General features: G+C 51.6%; 20 protein-coding genes and 1 pseudogene. 10 read left to right on the plus strand and 11 right to left on the minus strand.

The annotated features are described in order from the left end of the window. Positions 1–65 precede the first annotated feature (65 nt). Positions 66–1,556: a diguanylate cyclase DgcJ gene (gene dgcJ / locus NNO04_RS09550; RefSeq protein WP_271444448.1), complete on the plus strand. Its 1,491-nt coding sequence runs from the start codon at positions 66–68 to the stop codon at positions 1,554–1,556. Between the two features lie 43 nt (positions 1,557–1,599). After that, complete coding sequence (locus NNO04_RS09555) at positions 1,600–2,106, plus strand: YbaK/prolyl-tRNA synthetase associated domain-containing protein (RefSeq protein WP_271444449.1); 507 nt, start codon at positions 1,600–1,602, stop codon at positions 2,104–2,106. Position 2,107: 1 nt separating this feature from the next. Here the strand turns inward: NNO04_RS09555 and yoaI are convergent, their stop codons facing one another. Beyond that, a complete protein-coding gene (gene yoaI / locus NNO04_RS09560) occupies positions 2,108–2,212 on the minus strand; it encodes a small membrane protein YoaI (RefSeq protein ID WP_271444450.1) in 105 nt (34 codons plus the stop codon). A gap of 203 nt (positions 2,213–2,415) precedes the next feature. Here yoaI and NNO04_RS09565 point away from each other — a divergent pair, with 203 nt between their 5' ends. Beyond that, positions 2,416–2,862, plus strand: coding sequence for a DUF441 domain-containing protein (locus tag NNO04_RS09565; protein WP_003832453.1), 447 nt, complete (start codon positions 2,416–2,418; stop codon positions 2,860–2,862). Here NNO04_RS09565 and NNO04_RS09570 read toward each other — a convergent pair. Continuing rightward, the gene (locus NNO04_RS09570; RefSeq protein ID WP_271444451.1) at positions 2,819–3,637 is read right to left on the minus strand and encodes an AraC family transcriptional regulator; all 819 of its coding nucleotides are present in this window, start codon (positions 3,635–3,637) and stop codon (positions 2,819–2,821) included. The two genes, NNO04_RS09565 and NNO04_RS09570, sit on opposite strands and share 44 nt — an antisense overlap. A gap of 99 nt (positions 3,638–3,736) precedes the next feature. Between NNO04_RS09570 and NNO04_RS09575 the strand changes: the two genes are divergently transcribed. Next, positions 3,737–4,924, plus strand: coding sequence for a CynX/NimT family MFS transporter (locus NNO04_RS09575; RefSeq protein ID WP_271444452.1), 1,188 nt, complete (start codon positions 3,737–3,739; stop codon positions 4,922–4,924). A 34-nt stretch (positions 4,925–4,958) separates the two neighbouring features. Here NNO04_RS09575 and NNO04_RS09580 read toward each other — a convergent pair whose 3' ends face one another. Next, positions 4,959–5,666, minus strand: a complete 708-nt coding sequence (locus NNO04_RS09580; RefSeq protein ID WP_271444453.1) for a CTP synthase C-terminal region-related (seleno)protein — start codon at positions 5,664–5,666, stop codon at positions 4,959–4,961. A 200-nt stretch (positions 5,667–5,866) separates the two neighbouring features. Here NNO04_RS09580 and NNO04_RS09585 point away from each other — a divergent pair, with 200 nt between their 5' ends. Then, a complete protein-coding gene (locus tag NNO04_RS09585) occupies positions 5,867–6,214 on the plus strand; it encodes a DUF488 domain-containing protein (protein WP_271444454.1) in 348 nt (115 codons plus the stop codon). 5 nt (positions 6,215–6,219) lie between these two features. Here NNO04_RS09585 and NNO04_RS09590 read toward each other — a convergent pair whose 3' ends face one another. Next, positions 6,220–6,471 carry a putative hemolysin gene (locus tag NNO04_RS09590; protein ID WP_271444455.1) on the minus strand — a complete coding sequence of 84 codons (252 nt, stop codon included), beginning with the start codon at positions 6,469–6,471 and terminating at the stop codon, positions 6,220–6,222. Positions 6,472–6,670: 199 nt separating this feature from the next. On the opposite strand from NNO04_RS09590, the gene NNO04_RS09595 reads away from it, so the two are divergent. Both NNO04_RS09595 and NNO04_RS09600 read left to right on the plus strand, forming a co-directional pair. Next, positions 6,671–7,684: a sensor domain-containing diguanylate cyclase gene (locus NNO04_RS09595; RefSeq protein ID WP_271444456.1), complete on the plus strand. Its 1,014-nt coding sequence runs from the start codon at positions 6,671–6,673 to the stop codon at positions 7,682–7,684. A gap of 47 nt (positions 7,685–7,731) precedes the next feature. Beyond that, positions 7,732–7,830, plus strand: a complete 99-nt coding sequence (locus NNO04_RS09600) for a YoaK family small membrane protein (protein ID WP_192611983.1) — start codon at positions 7,732–7,734, stop codon at positions 7,828–7,830. 141 nt (positions 7,831–7,971) lie between these two features. Here the strand turns inward: NNO04_RS09600 and NNO04_RS09605 are convergent, their stop codons facing one another. Next, a complete protein-coding gene (locus tag NNO04_RS09605; protein ID WP_162379843.1) occupies positions 7,972–8,220 on the minus strand; it encodes a GlsB/YeaQ/YmgE family stress response membrane protein in 249 nt (82 codons plus the stop codon). 488 nt (positions 8,221–8,708) lie between these two features. On the opposite strand from NNO04_RS09605, the gene fdhF reads away from it, so the two are divergent. Continuing rightward, positions 8,709–10,856, plus strand: coding sequence for a formate dehydrogenase subunit alpha (gene fdhF, locus NNO04_RS09610; protein ID WP_271444457.1), 2,148 nt, complete (start codon positions 8,709–8,711; stop codon positions 10,854–10,856). A gap of 66 nt (positions 10,857–10,922) precedes the next feature. Here the strand turns inward: fdhF and NNO04_RS09615 are convergent, their stop codons facing one another. The 6 genes and pseudogenes from NNO04_RS09615 to NNO04_RS09640 form a co-directional block, all read right to left on the minus strand. Beyond that, a complete protein-coding gene (locus NNO04_RS09615; protein ID WP_271444458.1) occupies positions 10,923–11,567 on the minus strand; it encodes a hypothetical protein in 645 nt (214 codons plus the stop codon). A gap of 226 nt (positions 11,568–11,793) precedes the next feature. Beyond that, entirely contained in the window at positions 11,794–11,976 is a 183-nt protein-coding gene (locus NNO04_RS09620; protein WP_012132688.1) for a DUF1869 domain-containing protein, read from the minus strand. Between the two features lie 3 nt (positions 11,977–11,979). Further along, positions 11,980–12,342: a DUF1971 domain-containing protein YeaR gene (gene yeaR, locus NNO04_RS09625; RefSeq protein WP_203358066.1), complete on the minus strand. Its 363-nt coding sequence runs from the start codon at positions 12,340–12,342 to the stop codon at positions 11,980–11,982. A gap of 186 nt (positions 12,343–12,528) precedes the next feature. After that, positions 12,529–13,167 (minus strand): leucine efflux protein LeuE, encoded by a 639-nt coding sequence (gene leuE, locus NNO04_RS09630; RefSeq protein WP_271444459.1) that lies wholly within the window; start codon positions 13,165–13,167, stop codon positions 12,529–12,531. 137 nt (positions 13,168–13,304) lie between these two features. Beyond that, positions 13,305–13,410, minus strand: a pseudogene (locus NNO04_RS09635) (DUF4113 domain-containing protein); the annotation flags it as partial. Between the two features lie 161 nt (positions 13,411–13,571). Beyond that, positions 13,572–14,588 carry a hypothetical protein gene (locus tag NNO04_RS09640; protein ID WP_271444460.1) on the minus strand — a complete coding sequence of 339 codons (1,017 nt, stop codon included), beginning with the start codon at positions 14,586–14,588 and terminating at the stop codon, positions 13,572–13,574. 288 nt (positions 14,589–14,876) lie between these two features. On the opposite strand from NNO04_RS09640, the gene NNO04_RS09645 reads away from it, so the two are divergent. Further along, the gene (locus tag NNO04_RS09645) at positions 14,877–15,314 is read left to right on the plus strand and encodes a DUF1795 domain-containing protein (protein ID WP_271444461.1); all 438 of its coding nucleotides are present in this window, start codon (positions 14,877–14,879) and stop codon (positions 15,312–15,314) included. A 17-nt stretch (positions 15,315–15,331) separates the two neighbouring features. Then, positions 15,332–18,584: DUF6531 domain-containing protein (locus tag NNO04_RS09650; protein WP_271444462.1), on the plus strand; the 3,253-nt coding region annotated here is incomplete at its 3' end.

The following is an 18,584-nucleotide window of genomic DNA, read 5'->3' on the forward strand; positions in this document are numbered from 1 at the left end:
TGTGGGTGCAAAACGAACATTGAACGATAATCTGAAGTTTCCGAGCGGTAAGGAGTGTTATTTACATGAAATTGCAACATAAAGCGCTCAGGCACTTTATCTACGCAAGCGTCATCGTCCTGACCTCTTCTTTCCTAGTTTATGAGCTTATTGCCAGTAACAAGGCGATGAACGCGTATATGCGTTACATCATTGAGAAAGCGGATTCCTCTTTTCTGTATGATAAATATAAAAATCAGAGTATTGCCGCCCATTTAATGCGTACGTTCGCCTCGCCTAAAACACCGGTTACGGCAGAGGAGAAAAACGCCTTTTGCGATGCCTTTGAGACCCTCAATGATACGCACGGGCTCAACCTCACGGCGCATAATTACCCTGCGCTACACGGCACCTTGCAGACTGCTGCCGATCGCTGCACGGATCAACTCGATGACGTGTTCTTGCTACCGGCCTTCGATCAGGCAGTGAATGTCAATCGTCAACACGTGGATTTCAATCAGGGTCTGGGAACGCTCGAATATAAATTCCGTTATTACTTCGACCTGAAAAATCACTACATTTATTTTTACGATCTCGTCAATTCACGAAAGTTTTATATGCAACACTGGTCTTTTCTACAAAATAAAACTCTCGGCATTGACCAGAAAGATCTCGATAATTTATTTACCGGACGCACGGTTATTTCCAGCATCTATCATGACGATCTCACACAAAAGAAAGTGATGAGTTTTTTAACGCCGGTCTATTTATCCGGAAAGTTGAAAGGCATGGTGATGGTAGATATTAACCAGGATAATCTGAAAAATATTTTTTATACCGATGACCGCCCCCTGGTCTGGCGTTATCTGAATGTGATGCTGGCAGATATCGAATCAGGAAACACGATCGATATTCACCAAAGTGAAAGCGATCTCTATCCGTATGTTCAGTATATTCATAACATTCCTGGTGGAATGCGTGTCACGCTGTCCCTCGATCTAATGTACTTTGTCGTCTCTTCCTGGAAGCTTTTTGCCGTCTACCTGTTGGCTACTGCACTGCTACTGAATATGGTCAGAATGCATTTTCGTCTGTATCACAACGTCACACGTGAAAATATCAGCGACGCCATGACGGGGCTTTATAATCGAAAAATATTAACGCCTACCCTTGAGCTACGCTTACAACGACTGGTGAAATCAGGTACGCCAGTGACATTTATCGCCATTGATTGCGATAAATTGAAAATGATCAACGATACCCAAGGGCATCAGGAAGGTGACCGGACGATTACGATCCTCGCAAAGTCCATTGAAGCCTCCATTCGTAAAAGCGATTACGCCATCCGTCTTGGTGGCGATGAATTCTGCATTATCCTTATTGATTATGCTGCCCACACAGCCAATACACTGCCAATTCGGATCACTAAAAATCTGCAAATTATCGCCCACGAAAGAGAGATCAGTTTTTCCTGGGGAATTTATTCAATGCTGGAAAATGACACCATTGATGATGCATATCAGGCTTGCGATGCGCAACTCTATCTCAACAAACAACAAAAGCGGGATCGTTCATGATAGTCTTTTGCATTGATTTTTCTCTGCGAAGTCAGGAGTAAACATGAACGAAGTGGTTAAAGGCGCCGCGACACATCAGCGTTTGATTGCCTTATTATCACAGGAAGGGGCACGCTGGCGCGAAGTCAGCCATGAACCCGTGGGCAAATGTGAAGCGGTTTCTGAAATCCGCGGTACCGCACTGGGCCAGGGTGCAAAAGCATTGGTCTGCAAAGTAAAAGGCAATGGCGTCAACCAGCACGTACTGGCTATTCTTTCTGCCGATCAGCAGGCCGATCTCGCTCAACTGGCAACCCATCTGGGTGGTTTACGCGCCTCCCTTGCCAGCCCGGCAGAAGTTGATGAACTGACAGGCTGCGTCTTTGGCGCGATCCCCCCCTTCAGCTTCCATCCTAAGCTGAAACTGGTCGCCGATCCGCTGCTGTTCGAGCGTTTTAGCGAGATAGCGTTTAATGCAGGCGTGCTGGAAAAATCCGTCATTCTGAAGACGGAAGATTACCTTCGCATCGCCCGGCCAGAGCTGATCACATTCCGTTGTACGTCATCGTGAATTAGTGGCTCCTTTCGAGGAGTAGCACTGAAATCACAATAACGATGGCAATAGCAAAAAAGGAAGAGGTAATGATCAGCGTTTCAATAAACAGGTGATCGTTCATGGTTTCACCCCGTGGTGACAAAAATGACAACTCACGTGTTATTGATAAAGTAACTACATGACACTGTAATGACAGCCTCTTCTGTTTAAAAATCGGCCTCTGGCATTCGCCTAAAAATAAAACCCATTAATAAAAAAAGCCTGTTCAGCCGCGCATTTACGCGTACAGTAAGCAGGCTTATTTTTTTTGGCAAGGAAACCCCGATGTTTGATGTCACTCTGCTGATCCTACTCGGACTGGCGGCTCTCGGCTTTGTTAGCCATAACACCACTGTCGCCGTTTCAATTCTGGTGCTGATTATCGTCCGCGTGACCCCGCTAAATACCTTTTTTCCGTGGATTGAGAAACAGGGTCTCACAGTGGGGATTATTATTCTGACCATTGGCGTGATGGCTCCCATCGCCAGCGGAACACTTCCCCCCTCCACGCTGATCCACTCCTTTGTGAACTGGAAATCACTGGTTGCTATTGCTGTGGGCGTCTTTGTCTCGTGGTTAGGGGGACGCGGCGTAACGCTGATGGGCAGTCAGCCACAACTTGTCGCCGGACTGCTGGTGGGAACCGTACTCGGCGTCGCCCTGTTTCGCGGAGTACCGGTCGGTCCACTTATTGCGGCGGGACTGGTTTCGCTGATCGTTGGGAAGCAGTAGTCAATCCCGTCAGATAACGGCCTGGGGTTTGTCCCAGGCCTTTTTTAAACATGGTGATAAATGCCGTTGTGGAATCATAACCCAGCGTTTGCGCCACCTGTTGAACACTCTGCCCGTCAATCAGCGCCTGTAGCGCCAGGATAAGCTGTAACTGATGGCGCCAGCGACGAAAACTGAGCCCAGTCTCCTTCACAACCAACCGTGCAAGATTACGCTCGCTCATGGCGAACTCACTGGCCCACTGCCCCAGCGTCTGCCATTGGGCGGGCTCACGTGCCATCGTCGCCACCATTCGACGAATTTTCGGATGCCCGGAGACTGGCAGTTGCATCTGCTCCTGGGGTTGCTGTGGAAGTTCATCAAACAGCACCTGCGTCAGTCGCTGTGTGGTCGGTTCTGTACGCTGAAGATCCGATCTGTCGGCCAACGCTAAGATCAGCTCCCGGCACAGCGGGGCAATTTTCAATGTGCAGCAGCGTTCTGGCATTTTTACCGCCTGCGGCTCTATAAACAAAAAACAGAGCTCAGCCCCGGCGGTAACATGGTTGCTGTGTGCAATTCCACCGGGAATCCAGACAGCGTACTGCGGCGGCACCATCCACATTGCATTTTCGACTTCGCAGGTGATAGCGCCATGCTGGGCGAGGATCAGTTGCCCCTTGCGGTGCTGATGCAACGGGCTAAACAGTTCGTCTTCTCTGGCGCGGATACAAAACGCAACGGCGACATCGTGGTGAAGATCGGGCTGATAGCCATCCAGTCTCAAACCAATCATCAATTTGTCCGATTTTAGCGATAATCTGTCATTTTAGCTTGATTCATCCCGCCTGTAAAAACGCTAAGGTAGCGCCTCGCCTGACACGATGAGAAGACAATGACCCTATCACCTTCATTACACGGCAAAAATACTGCCTTATTGATTGCCGGTATCCTGATGATTGCCACTACGCTGCGCGTTACCTTCACCGGTGCGGCGCCACTGCTGGAGGCTATCCGTACGGATTACGGACTGACGACCGCCCAAACCGGTCTTCTGACCACCCTACCGTTACTGGCCTTTGCGCTGGTTTCGCCTCTGGCGGCGCTTATCGCTCGCCGGTATGGGATGGAGCGCAGTTTGTTTGCCGCCATGTTGCTGATCTGCCTCGGGATCACCGTACGATCGCTCCCCGCAACAGGCTTTTTATATAGCGGAACCGCCATCATTGGTTGCGGCATTGCCCTCGGCAATGTGCTGTTGCCTGGGCTAATCAAGCGTGATTTTTCGCAGTATGTGGCAAAACTCACCGGCGCGTATTCACTCACAATGGGTGCTGCTGCCGCGCTTGGGTCTGCTCTGGTTGTGCCATTGGCGCTACACGGATTTGGCTGGCGCGGCGCACTATTTATGCTGATGGCCTTCCCGTTACTGGCCTTATTCATCTGGCTACCGCAATGGCGCAATACCGCCCAGGCCACTCTGAGTACCTCCAGAGCGTTGCACACGCGCAGTATCTGGCGTTCGGCCCTTGCCTGGCAGGTCACACTGTTTCTGGGAATTAACTCGTTGATTTATTACGTTATCATCGGCTGGTTGCCTGCGATTTTGATAAGCCAGGGTTACAGCGAATCGCAGGCGGGCTCCGTTCACGGTTTGTTGCAACTGGCAACCGCCGCACCAGGGCTGCTGATCCCCCTCATCCTGCACCGATTGAACGATCAGCGCGGTATTGCCGCCGGGGTGTCGTTAATGTGCGCGATGGGTACCGCCGGATTCTGGCTGATGCCGGGGCAGGCGGTGCTGTGGACGCTGCTGTTTGGATTTGGCTCAGGGGCCACGATGATCCTGGGACTGACCTTTATCGGCCTGCGTGCCCGCTCTGCACACCAGGCCGCCGCGCTTTCGGGCATGGCGCAATCGGTCGGTTACTTGCTTGCGGCATGCGGCCCACCGTTGATGGGTAAAATTCACGACGCCCGCGGAGACTGGCGCATTCCGCTGGTGATGGTAGCGGTGTTATCTCTGGTTATGGCTGTGTTCGGATTCTGCGCCGGGAGAAACCGGGAGATCGCCACACAATAACGTACCGGGCAGGCATCCTGGCCTGCCCTTTTGTTTACCCTCTTGCGACCCGCAACATCGCCTGCACCAACGGCACCAGTTTGCCAGTGAGCGCGCCACGTTCATGTTGAAAGAGCGTGCCGACAAAAAACGGATGCGTCACCAGTTCAATAGCGCGAATCTCTCCGGCTTCATCCCAGCCGGTCACCCGCAGATCGCCACGTTCAAGTTCAGCGGTAAATTCTTCAGACACGCCGTAATTGCAGTGATAGCCCTCAGAGATCACCTTCTGCCCATACGCTTTGGCGATCAACGTATTCGCCCGCAGTTCGATAGCAGCGGTTTTTTCTACCAGAGAACAGGTCAGTGGTGCAATCACCATCCGGCCTGAAGTATCCGTCTCAGCGTGTGCGGCATCGTGCCAGCCCATCACATTACGCGCATACTCCAGAATAGCGTGCTGAAAGCCGCCACAGGTTCCCAGAAAAGGAATGCTATTTTCCCGCGCATAGCGAATCGCGATCAACGCGCCTTCCGTATTCTGATACGGGCTGCCGGGCACTACCCAAATCGCATCGTAACCCACCAGATCTTCAGCACTACTGATATCAGACGTCGTCAGCCAGTCGTAGTCGGCCATGAGCTCCAGCACAGCGGCGGCGTCATCAATCGCCAGGGGAATAGCCTGATGCGCCACGATCTCTGGGTTGTAATCACCCACCAGCGCGATGCGTAGCGTATCTTTAACAGGGGAGAATTCCATGAGGAGTTCCTTATGCCAGGACAATGAGGGACAACATAAGGAATCTCAAACTACCGATCTTTTGTGGTTATCACAATCCCTTAATTTAGGGGGCGTCACCGTCAGGTGCTATGATTTCCGTGCTGGTATCAGTATGGCATGCTCTGTTTTATGGCAATAATCTGGATGGGTTAACCCGCCGAATGGATAAGAGGGGAAACATGAAGATTCAGTGCAAACGCGTTTATGATCCGGTAGATCAAAACGACGGATATCGCGTCCTTGTCGACAGATTGTGGCCACGCGGGATCAAAAAATCGGATCTTGCGTGTGATGAGTGGGATAAAGCCCTTACGCCGTCGACCGAACTGCGTAAAGCCTTTCACGCTGACGCTATCGATTTCAAACACTTTTCAGAACAATACCGCGCGGAACTGGCACCACACGCGCAGGAAGGCCAACGGCTGGCGGACATTGCCCGCCAGCAAACGCTCACGCTGCTGTATTCAGCGAAAAACACTGAGCAAAATCATGCACTGGTGTTGGCCGAGTGGTTACGCGGTTTTTAATGTACTCACTGGTTGGTTGGGTGGTCTCTTCGCCAGAGCGCCCACTCATCGATAACTTCCCCGCCAGGCAGTTTGCAGTCTGCACGCGCGCCTTGCGGGGTCTGTACCGGCACGAGCGTCCCGCCTTTTTGTTCGCAATAGACTGCAGCAGGATTCGCCATAGCGACCTGAGGGGGTTTAGGGGCATCAGGCAGTGTTGAAGATGAACATGCAGCCAGTCCCAGTACACAAGGCAGCACAGCAAGAATGAATTTCATATAAACTCCCATTAACGCATTATCCGCACAGGGTAACCCGTCTGATAAGGCATCTCCATGTTTTATTAGCATCTTTTCCCTGTTACTCACTGTCTGGCAGCACAGATACATTTCATCTTTCACAGTGATGCCCTATCATGCCCGTTAACGTCGAAATTTTTAGCACGCTGTGCCATTCATCAGGGAGTACCTCCGCGTCATGTCAGATATGATCCTTGCCCGCGTTTCGCAATCACTTGTCACCGAACAGTCCCTTGAAAGCCTGGTTCGGCAACTTCTGGAGATGCTGGAGATGGTGACCGAAATGGAATCGACCTATCTGACGAAAGTGGATCTTGACGCCCGTTTGCAACACATTTTATATGCCCGTAACAGTAAGCAGATGCACATTCCAGAAGGATTATCCGTGCCCTGGGATGAAACATTGTGTAAACGCGCAATAGACGATAATTGTTTTTACAGTGATAACATTCCCGAGCGCTGGCCGGATTGCGCCGCCGCCCAGGCGCTGGAAATCACCACATTTTTAAGTACACCGGTTCATCTTCCGGATGGCACGTTTTACGGCACGCTGTGCGCCACCAGTAAGCAGCAACATAAGTTGAGTCACCGTGGAGAACAGGTGTTGCATCTGTTTGCCGGACTCATCGCCCAGTATATTCAGAAAGAGTCGCTGGTTTCTCAACTGCAAGCGGCCAATGCGGCGCTTATCGCGTACTCGTATACTGATGCGCTCACCCGCTTACCAAACCGGCGGGCCATTTTTGAGAATATGAACTCACTGTTCTCACTGGCCAGCCATTTGAATCGCAACGTTATTGTGGCGTATATCGATCTGGATCATTTTAAACAGATCAACGATCGCTATGGGCACGAAGCTGGCGACCAGTTTTTAATCCAGGTCGGTCAGCGCCTGACCGACTGGCGCAGCGAACACGATATTATTGGCCGCTTAGGCGGCGATGAGTTTCTGGCGGTGTGTCTTGCCGATGAAAATGAGCTCAGTCTGCAAACGCTAAAAGACCGCCTGCAGCAGCAAATTCGCGGGGAATACCAGATAGAGGGAGAGGTTCTGTTTTATCCTTGCGCCAGCCTGGGCGTTATTGAAGTTAATCCTCGTGAGACGGACGTTGACAGCGCCCTTCACGCTGCGGATAGCGCCATGTATCAGGATAAAAAACGCAAAGATAAAACCCCTTTTGTCACGCACTGAGCCCTGCTATTCTGGCGCGTCTTCAAATAACACAATCAGGTGGTAGCATGAGATTGGGTATTGTTTTTCCTGTCGTCATTTTTATTACAGCGGTTATTTTCTTAGCGTGGTTTTTTATTGGTGGCTACGCCGCCCCTGGGGCATAACGGTGAAAAAAACAACGCTTATCATGATCGGAGTGGCCATTATTGCGCTACTGGGAACGTCGCTGGGTTGGTGGTAACGGCAGCCATTGGAAATAATAAAGGCCACCGTCGGTAGCCTTTTTATATTGCGATATGCTTCGTTTAGCTTTTGATTTTTCTGTAGATAAACAGAACAACAATGGCACCAATAACGGCGACGGCAAAACTGCCAAAGTTGAAACCGTCAACTTTGCCAAATCCGAAAAATGTGCTGATCCATCCCCCTACCACGGCACCGACGACCCCGAGAATGATCGTCATAAAGAAACCACCGCCATCCTTACCAGGCATAATCCACTTCGCCAGAATACCTGCAATAAGCCCAAAGATAATCCATGAAATAATGCCCATTCTTTCCTCACTTATGTTTTTACGTTAGCGATTAATTCGCTGCTAAAAAGAATAGCACATGGACAGAAAATTGAAATTTGTGATCACCATCACCTTTCAATATTTCACGTTCTCGTGTTATCCGATCAAATAAACACGCATAAAATACAGGGTTGAAACATTAGATGATAAGGATTATCTTTCTCATTACCGAATGGTTGAGCAAATAACTCAGGTATTCGGTACGACATTGCTCACATTGCTTCCAGTATGTTTTGCCCGCCCCAATGAGGGCGGGCTTTTTTTGACATCTGCCCGTCATTTCTGTCGATCCACCTGTCATTTCTCACCTTCTTTCTCAGCAACGCCCCGTCGTCCCTGCTCTTCTGCTTTTGGCACAATTTATGCTTATTTCCCGCGTCGCTACGACAAAACGAAGTCCATCGCCTGTAATGCGCTGACTTCTTCTTAAATTCGCGCTATTTCAGCTTTTAACAGGTCTGTTATTGATGAAAAAAATCACCAGTGTGTGCCCTTATTGCGGGGCCGGGTGCAAGCTCACGCTTGTTGTTGAAAATAACAAAATCATCCGCGCCGAAGGTGCAGAAGGTGTAACGAACCAGAATCAGTTATGCCTGAAAGGATTTTACGGTTGGGATTTTCTTAACGATACACGCCTTCTGACGCCACGCCTGACGCGCCCAATGATTCGCTATGAAAAAGGCGGCAAACTTACCCCCGTCAGTTGGGATGAAGCCATCCGCTACACCGCAAAGCGTTTGTCAGACATTAAAGCGGCCTTCGGCCCTCGCGCCATCATGACCACCGGTTCTTCCCGCGGGACAGGGAATGAGACGAACTACGTCATGCAGAAATTTGCCCGCGCCGTGCTAAATACCAACAATGTCGATTGCTGCGCTCGCGTGTGCCACGGCCCTTCCGTTGCCGGTTTGCAAGAGACGCTGGGCAACGGCGCAATGAGCAACGCGATCAGCGATATTGAACACTCAAAATGCCTGCTCATTTTTGGCTACAACTGCGCCGACTCTCACCCTATCGTGGCTCGCCGGGTCATTAAAGCGCGTCAGAATGGCGCCAAAATTATCGTGTGCGATCCAAGGCGCATTGAAACAGCCCGTATCGCCGATCAACATCTGCAATTAAACAACGGCTGCAATATGGCGCTGGTCAACGCCTTTGGCTATGTCCTGATTGATGAGCAACTTTATGATCGGGAGTACGTGTTAAAACACACCGAAGGTTTCGACGCTTACTGGCAAACCGTGAAGGATTACGCGCCAGAATCCGTCGAACACTTAACCGGCGTCCCTGCTCAACAGGTACGTCAGGCGATGCGTACATTCGCCGCTGCGCCTTCTGCAACGGTGATGTGGGGAATGGGCGTAACGCAGTTTGGTCAGGCTGTTGACGTTGTTCGCGGTCTGTCGAGCCTTGCCCTGCTGACCGGAAACCTGGGCCGTCCTCATGTCGGCGTCGGGCCGGTACGCGGTCAGAATAACGTACAAGGGGCGTGCGATATGGGCGTGTTGCCCAATCAATTCCCCGGTTATCAGGACGTGACGGATGCCACCGTCAGAGCGAAATTTGCCCGCGCCTGGGGCATTGACGCCACTCTGATGGACGATAAAGTCGGTACGCGTATCACTGAAGTGCCTCATCTGGCACTCGAAGGTAAAGTCAAAGCTTATTACATCATGGGGGAAGACCCGCTACAGACAGAGGCCGATCTGGGGCTGGTGCGTTCAGGATTTGACGCGCTGGATTTTGTCGTAGTGCAGGATATCTTCATGACCAAAACGGCGGAAGCGGCCGATGTGATTCTTCCCGCCACATCGTGGGGTGAACACGGGGGAGTCTTTACCTGCGCCGATCGCGGTTTCCAGCGTTTTGAACAAGCCATTGAACCCGTCGGCGACGTGAAGCGTGACTGGGAAATCATCAGCCTTATCGCCACTGCAATGGGCTACCCCATGCAGTATAAAAATAATCAGCAAATCTGGGATGAGATGCGCGAGTTATGCCCGCTATTCTATGGCGTGACCTACGAAAAAATGGGCGATATGGGGCATATCCAATGGCCATGTCCTGACCTTGATCATCCCGGAACCCCGTATCTTTATCTGCACAGCAAATTTGATACGCCCAGCAGAAAAGGCAAGCTGTTCGCCGCGCCGTGGCGTGCGCCTGCTGAAGTACCGGATGAGGATTTCCCGATGGTGCTGTGCACCGTGCGTGAAGTCGGGCACTACTCCTGTCGTTCCATGACCGGTAATTGCGCGGCGTTACAAGCGCTGGCTGATGAGCCGGGGAATGTGCAAATCAACGGGCTTGATGCGGAAAAACTGGGAATTCGTCATCGCGATCTGGTCTGGGTCAGTTCTCGCCGTGGCAAGGTGATCAGCCGCGCTGACGTTTCCGATCGCATTAACCGTGGCGCAGTCTACATGACGTATCAATGGTGGATTGGCGCCTGTAATGAGCTGACTCAGGATAACCTGGATCCCATCTCAAAAACGCCTGAAACAAAATATTGCGCAGTAAAAATTGAGCCGATTGCCGATCAGCGCTGGGCGGAAAACTATGCGGTAGAAACTTACACGGCGATGAAATCGCGTCTCTGCGAGGCCATCGCGTAAGCGTCATTATCATATCTCACCTGAGTCCGTCTTTGCGGACTCAGGCTTTCTGTACCGGTTAACGCACTATTTCGCAAACTGCATGTCACCAACCTGGGACGTCGCATTTTCGCCCAGTATCTCCCGTTGCATAAACCCCTGCGTGATCAGAAATAATCCCAACATAAACGGCAACTCATACAATTCCTCAATCAGATCGGCATATTGCAGGTCGCGCAGGAAAACGGGCGCCATCAAGCGATGATGCTCTACGGCGTCGGAAATCAAAAAGGTCGCGGCGGTCACGGCGAACAACCACAACGGGAACGGCTCTTCACGCAGCCGACGTACAATTTCCTGACGCAGCGTTTTCGAGAACATCACCGGTAGTGCAAGCGCTGCGATCAATACCACTGAAATCATTCTGAATATGATTCTGGGTTCGTCAGGGAAATAAGCGCGCCCCCAACTGGTACTGCGTCCCAGTAGCACCAGCCACCATACAACGGCCCAGAGCCAAAACTGTTTTGCCCCCTCCGGGCGAGAGAGTGGCTTGATATACCATGCGGTAAACAACGCACCAAACAGCAGCCATAACGCTTGTCCATTTTCAATCCACGTCACCACGACGCCATCGAGCAGGGGAAGATGCCAGTCTGCAGTGAAGGGGATAATGATCGCAGTCAGTATAAGTAGCACCGTTGCCGGGGTGATCCGGGTATCAAGTTTCATAAGCATTTTAGCCTGTTCCGCTTTCGATACCTGAATCATAAATTCTATGAATATCCGTTCATTAGCAATCCATGCCATACTCTTAAGGTTTACTTAATATTTTATTTCTGCTGATGTCAGCGGGTAAGGTAGTCTGCCAGACCATTAACAAAAAGCCGCACAGCGCGGTCATCACGCTATGCGGCCAGGAGGATTGAAAGCGTTACGCTTTCGTTAGCTGGCAGAGTTACCAGCCGCAAACATCATGTTCATTTTCCGTGTCGTATGAACGCACGGTATTGACCAGGTCTTTAACGACTTCTGCGGCAACATCCGGCACCAGTAAGGTCATCGGCGCTTCGGTTTCATAATCGACCGAAACACCATTACTGTTATTGGTCACCGTCACGGTATATGTTGCTTTGCCCATGGTTTACTCCTTCCCGGTTCGAATGACTTTCCGTTGGTTTGCGCTTTCCAGTAACACTTCCGGCGCAACGAAAAAATCGATATTAAAGTACGTGTCGTCAGTCATCACTTCGATGTTATGCCACTTTTCCGGTGGAAAAACGCCAAACTGACCGGCTTCAATAATCATCACCTTTTCTGGCTCGGGACTGTGTTCATCGGCATATCCGAGATATTTGACCGCCCCCTGCATCACCGACAAACGTGGATACACGCCCGGTCGGGTTCCTTTATCAAGGTGGCGTTCGAAAATTCCGGCGGGGGCTGTCTCTTTGTTCCAGAATGGTGTGGCGCGTGTATGAATATGATTCTGTGGAATTTGAAGCATTGTCTTCCCTCTTTCCATCAACAACGCAGCATGTTGTCATTTATCGCTGCGGTAAGAAGGTTACGCCTCAAAATATGCTTTTAAAATACCATTTACTGGTTATCTTTTTGCTCATGCCTCAGGGCAGTGTCTTGATTTGCGGGGGGAGAAAACAGCGGCCCGTCAGAATAAACGGGCCCGCAGGGATTACGACTGCAGCGTCGCCAGACGCGCGGCAAAGCCGACAAAAATCAAACCAATCAGAGAATTCCCGACTTTCGCCAGTTTCTTTTTCGTCCGAATATAGTGGGTCACAAACGCCCCCGAAATAATCAGGAAACTCAGATAGAAGAAGCTCACCACTTCCAGCGTGATGGCCAGAATCAAAAATGACAGCCCCGTATGCGGCGCGTTCACATCAATAAATTGTACGAAGAACGACACATAAAAAAGGATCGCTTTTGGATTGGTCAGGCTCAGAATTAATGCGCGTTTAAAAATCGCACCAAAAGGGACATCCTCGCCAGCCGACGCGTTTTCTTTTGATTTCAGCGTCGCGTAGAGGATCTTTGCGCCAAGATAAAGCAGATAAAACGCGCCGAGATAGCGAACAATATTAAACAGTACCGGCGTCGTTTTAATCACCGTGGCAACGCCTGCGTAAGCCAGAAACATCAGCACCGCATCGCCAATAAACACGCCGCTTGCCGCGAGATACCCACCTTTCATCCCACGCCCGACGCTATTTTTCAGCACAAATATTGTATTAGGACCAGGGACCAGAACGATAAAAATTGCACCGACCAGATACGTCCAGTAATTCAGAACTCCATACTCTGCGAACACGTTAACCTCTTCCTGAAAAAACAGATACGCTTAGCTGCGAAACAATATGCTAACGAATGCGTCTGATGATGGAAAGTAAAATCAGGGCGTTCGACCATAGCCAGGACTTTATTCCAAAAAACAGGCAACACCATAGTCTATTCCACCATTGATAGCGCTAAAAAACGGGTGGAATAGCGTGGGGAGAGCATTTCCCGTTTCATTTGCCACTGCTGCTGCCCCCTGACCGGCATAATAGAGGGTACTCCAGTTTAGCCGGGCACTGTTTTCAGGGGGAAAATCAACACTGAACGCTCGAAAACGACAACCATAAATCAGCACATCAAGCATGAAACAAGCAGAGCATCTCCGGTTCAATACTTCTGACATAACCAGTGGTATCGGATTATGCACAGTCGAGTTTTTCAGCGCGGCGACGTTTGCAACAGCGCCGCCAAAATTATTTCCGTCAGCTGTTGTTCAAAATGTTCTGCATGAAGATATCTCTTTTCTTTATATTGTTTATCGGTATCCAGGTAGGGTTGATGTAACGTACATTCCGGTGGTGTGCCAAAGATAACGGTATTAATTATCTCAATTGGCTGCGGGTATTCAAAAAACAGCTGCCCCTGGGGATAGTTATATTTAATTTGCCATTCAGACAGATCGTTAAAGAAACAATCTGACTCTGGTTTTGGCATCGCGCTGGCTTTTTCCTTGCCCCAAACAACAAAAGCAAGGTTGTATAATCCATGCGCATGTGGCCAGAACATTTTATTAAGCTTAGAGACGCCGTGCTCCCTCACCCGTGGTACATTTTTACAATATAAATCGAGTTGATTCCCTGCTTCTTCAACATTTCCGTCAAGGAGCGCCAGAAGATAACGAATGGTCAAGAGATCGATTGTGGCTTGCTTAGTCGTAAGTACCGCTTTTGCTTTTTTCCTGGCGTCAACGTCAAAGTCAGTACGTTTGTACCACAACGCCATCACTAAATTAGTTATCGCTATTGTAACAGGATGACCATTGCCGCTCATGCCGAGCTTTTCAGGTAAAATAAGTGGCACACGGGTAAACAGACCTGCAGCAAGAATATCCAGAACTATCCCTATATTAATGCTGTGATCGCATCCTGAATCCACTCCCAGCGTTACATGCTTAATCATGGCCGACTGAAGCAAAGCGGAATGAAGAATCTCCATATTGTTTGATAATATTGCTGTTTTGTATCCCAGATAATCGGGTACACGTTTCATTCTCAGCATAAAAAGCCATGAGCTCACCTGCTCCTTAAGTGAATAATCTTTGTGGCAATTCTCATGAATATCCAGGCATTCAGCTAAATAATCCTCCGGGCGCATCCACAAGCAGGTATTTTTCTCAGCTTCTTTTTCGTACTCTCGTTGATATGTACGTTGATATTTTTCTGAAATATAACCCATGAAATCACCTGTAAAATATTATCGCCACGGCTAATGAGCACTGTTGCAAACAGAAACCAGAATAAACGATTGTGCCGCATTAAGGGTAAAAAAACTGAGTGTGCTTACGGCGCGTACCCTCATCAGATCCCGCATTCATATTCCCCATAAAACACTTATTAAACAAAGGAATGAATGCACACTTAAGAAGTATCTGATTTGAACGAAAGCTACTATATCTTGTAGTAGTCAGCATCAGGGGCCTGTGACAGTATTAACTATTCTGCAACATGTGGTGGGACCCGCTTAATGCCAGAACTCTCTCAATCCAGCCTGTTTAACGAAGGACAGATCACGCTTCCTGAAGGTTATCAGGACCGTTCAGTCAATATTTTCACTCAGCCTGGCGCTGACGCCCCGGCGTTCAATATTTCCCGCGATGCGCTGAACGCCGGTGAAAATCTTTCGGCTTACATCAACCGTCAACTGGTGCTGATGGAAAAACATCTTAAAGGCTGGAAACAGAGCGAACGCCATGCTGTCGTGCTGGGCGATAACCTGTTGCAAGGCGAAAATGTGCATGCCAGCTACCTGCGCGACGGGAAACGTATCTGGCAGCAGCAGGCCGTATTTAACACGCATGATGCGCATATTCTGGTCTTTACCATGACCTCAGCCACAACGCTGACAGGCCACGACAGTGATCTGTTTCTTTCCTTGCTCGGGAGTTTTCGCCTCCACGCTTAACGATAAGGATTATTGTTATGTTTGAAGCTGCACGCGCGGGCGATGATATTGGACACTCCGGCGCGCTGGCCGGGATGATTGCCGGAACCCTCGTTGGCGGTCTGATTTCTGCCGTGGGCGGTATCGCGGCAGGTGCGATGTTTATTGCGGGTCTTGGGGCGTCTTGTCTTGGCGTAGGCGTACTGCTTGTTGGCGCAAGCCTTGCTGTCGGTTATCTCACCGGTGAGCTGGCAACCGCCGCAAGAGACAGCATCGCGGATGCCGGGGCATCCAGTATGACGAAAAAAGGCGTCATCACCACCGGCTCGCCTGACGTTTTTATCAACAGTAAACCCGCCGCACTTGCCACCAACAGCATGCTGGAGTGCTCTGACGACGGTTCTCAGCAAATGGCAGAAGGCTCCTCGCGGGTCTCTATCAATAGCCTGCCCGCGTCCCGTCTGGGAGATCGCACCACCTGTGACGCAAAGATCATGTCCGGTTCGGGCAATGTCCGCGTGGGAGGCACCCCGAAGCAGATGCTACCTATCCAGTCCGAAGTTCCGGAATGGGTCTATAAAGCTTCAGATCTCACCCTGCTGTTCAGCGGACTGATCGGGGGCTGGGGGGGCGCTGCAGGTAAGGTGGGAGCCCTGACCAGGCTGCTTGACAAAATTCCCGGTATCAACAAACTTAGCCGCATTGCCTGCCGCGCAGGCACATTAATGACCGGCGTGGCGGCTGCAGGGATCGTTGCCCGCCCGGTGGATATGGTCAGCGGGCAGAAGTTTCTCAGTGGCGATGACGAGCTGGATTTCGTTCTTCCTTCCCGGTTGCCCGTGCGCTGGCAGCGTTACTGGCGCAGCGGTAACCCTGGCGACAGTGTCCTCGGTCGGGGCTGGAGCCTGTTCTGGGAAACCCGCCTGGAACGGTATCAGGATGGTCTGGTCTGGCGCGCGCCTTCCGGGGATTATGTTTCCTTCCCGATGGTGCCAAAAGGCCTGCGGACATACTGCGCAGACGAAAAATGCTGGCTGGAACATCACCCTGATAACAGTTGGTCAGTGTATGACATCAGCGGTGAGCGCTGGCACTATGCCCCACTGGGCGAAGCGTCGCCTTCCCTGTTACAGCGACTGTCTGATCCCTGTGGCAATGATATTCTGTTTGAATGGAACGACAACCACACCCTGCATGCGCTGACCGACAGCGCCGGGCAGCGAGTGGTCTGCCGCTATGATAAAGAGCGTCTTGCCAGTGTCTGGCAGAATGATGCAATTTGTCTGGTCAGCTATACGTATGATGAACAGCGCCAGCTCGTTTCAGTAACGGGCCGGGGCGGTAGCGTGCGCAGACGTTTCCGCTGGCAGGATGGCCTGATGAGCGCCCACGAGGATGCGAACGGGCTGCTGAGTGAATACCGCTGGCAGGAGATCGACAGCCTGCCGCGCGTGGTTGCGTTCCGGCACAGTGGCGGCGAACAGCTAACTTTCGAATACGATTTTGACAACGGCACCCGCCGTGCCATTCGTGATGACGGTGCGCAAGCGCACTGGCTGATTGACGACGATGACAATGTCGCGCGTTTTACCGATTTTGACGGCCGCCAGACCGCGTTTATTTACCGCGACGGCGAGCTCTGCGATGTTATCCTGCCAGGCGGTGCCATCCGCCGCAGTTTATGGGACAAATATGGCCGGATGACGCAGGAAACGGACCCGGCTGGCCGTCGTAGCGAATATTACTGGTACCGCCTGACGGATCGTATCACCCGTACGGTTTACCCGGATGGCACTTCATCCCAGAGCATTTATGATCTGAAGGGTCGCCTGTTGTCGGAAGAGGATGTCTCCGGCAACAAGACCACGTATCACTACCCTGCTGAAGACGAAATATTGCCGGACAGTATCACGGATGCCACCGGCGGCGTGGTGCGTCTGACGTGGAATAGCCAGGGGCTTCTGACACAACGTACCGACTGCTCCGGCAGCATCACCCGTTTCAGCTACGACCACCTTGGGCAACTGGTTGCCAGTGTCGATGCGCAAGGCAATATCACGCGCCGCGAATGGAACGACGCCGGGTTACTCAGCGCAGTGATTCACCCGGACGGTAGTCGCGAATCGCTGCTGTGGAATGAACGCGGACAACTCGCCGCCTGGCGTGATCCGCTGGAAAGCGAAGTCAGATGGACATATGACGTGCTCGGCCAGCCGGTCAGCCTCACCGATCGTATCGGTCGCATCCGTCGCTGGCGCTATGATCCGCGCGGCAACCTGCTGCGACTGGAAAACGGCAACGACGGTGAATACCGGTTTACCTATGACGCCGTGGGCCGTCCGCTGAGTGAATCGCGCCCGGATGAAACATCCCGCCAGATGGAATGGGATGCCAGGGGCTTTCTCTGCGCTCTGCAGGAGAACGGCAGACCCGTCGCCGACGGGGGGATTGCCCGTCGTTTACAGCAGTTCAGTTATGACGACAGCGGCCTGATGACCGGGCGCAGCCAGCGCCACGCTGAATATCGTTATTTCCGCGATCCGGGTGGTCAACTCATCCGCATACTGCGTACCCCCACGGCTGAAGGTGTTGCGCTGGGTATTGAAAGCGATGAAATTACCCTGATCCGTGATAGCGCCGGACGTATGCTCAGCGAGTCCGGGGTGAATGGAGAGGTTGGCTACCAGTGGGATGCGCTGAACAATCTGGCTTCCCTGACATTGCCCGGTGAGCAGCCGATTTCCTGGCTGCATTATGGCTCCGGCCATGTCAGCGCCATCCGTTTTGGCCAGCAACTGGTCACCGAATTCACCCGTGACCGTCTGCACCGTGAAACACACCGGACTCAGGGCGCACGCGGCCAGCTCCGCCGGTATGACAGCCTCGGCAGACGTACCGAGCAGCGCAGCGAAATAAACGCTGAAGTCACCCTGCCAGAACAGGCAATACTCGGGCGTCTTTATCGCTATACCGCCCGTGGCGAGCTTTCTGGCGTCAGCGACACCCTGCGTGGCGAAGTGAATTACGGCTACGACGCCGAAGGTCGCCTGCTGAAACATTACGAAGCCCNGCAGGGGCACANCAGCGCACATTTTCGTTATGACGCTGCGGATAACCTCACCGCCAGCGATAACGACCCGCCGGTCACCGATAACCGCCTGCAGCACTGGCAGAATCTGTTTATGCAGTATGACGCCTGGGGCAACCTGGTCCGCCGCCGCAGTGGTCTGTATGAACAGCACTATGCCTGGGATGCAGAAAACCGCCTGATATCGGCGCAGGGAACCGGCC

The sequence above is a fragment of the Citrobacter sp. Awk 4 genome, from assembly GCF_028069725.1.
GTDB lineage: Bacteria > Pseudomonadota > Gammaproteobacteria > Enterobacterales > Enterobacteriaceae > Citrobacter_D.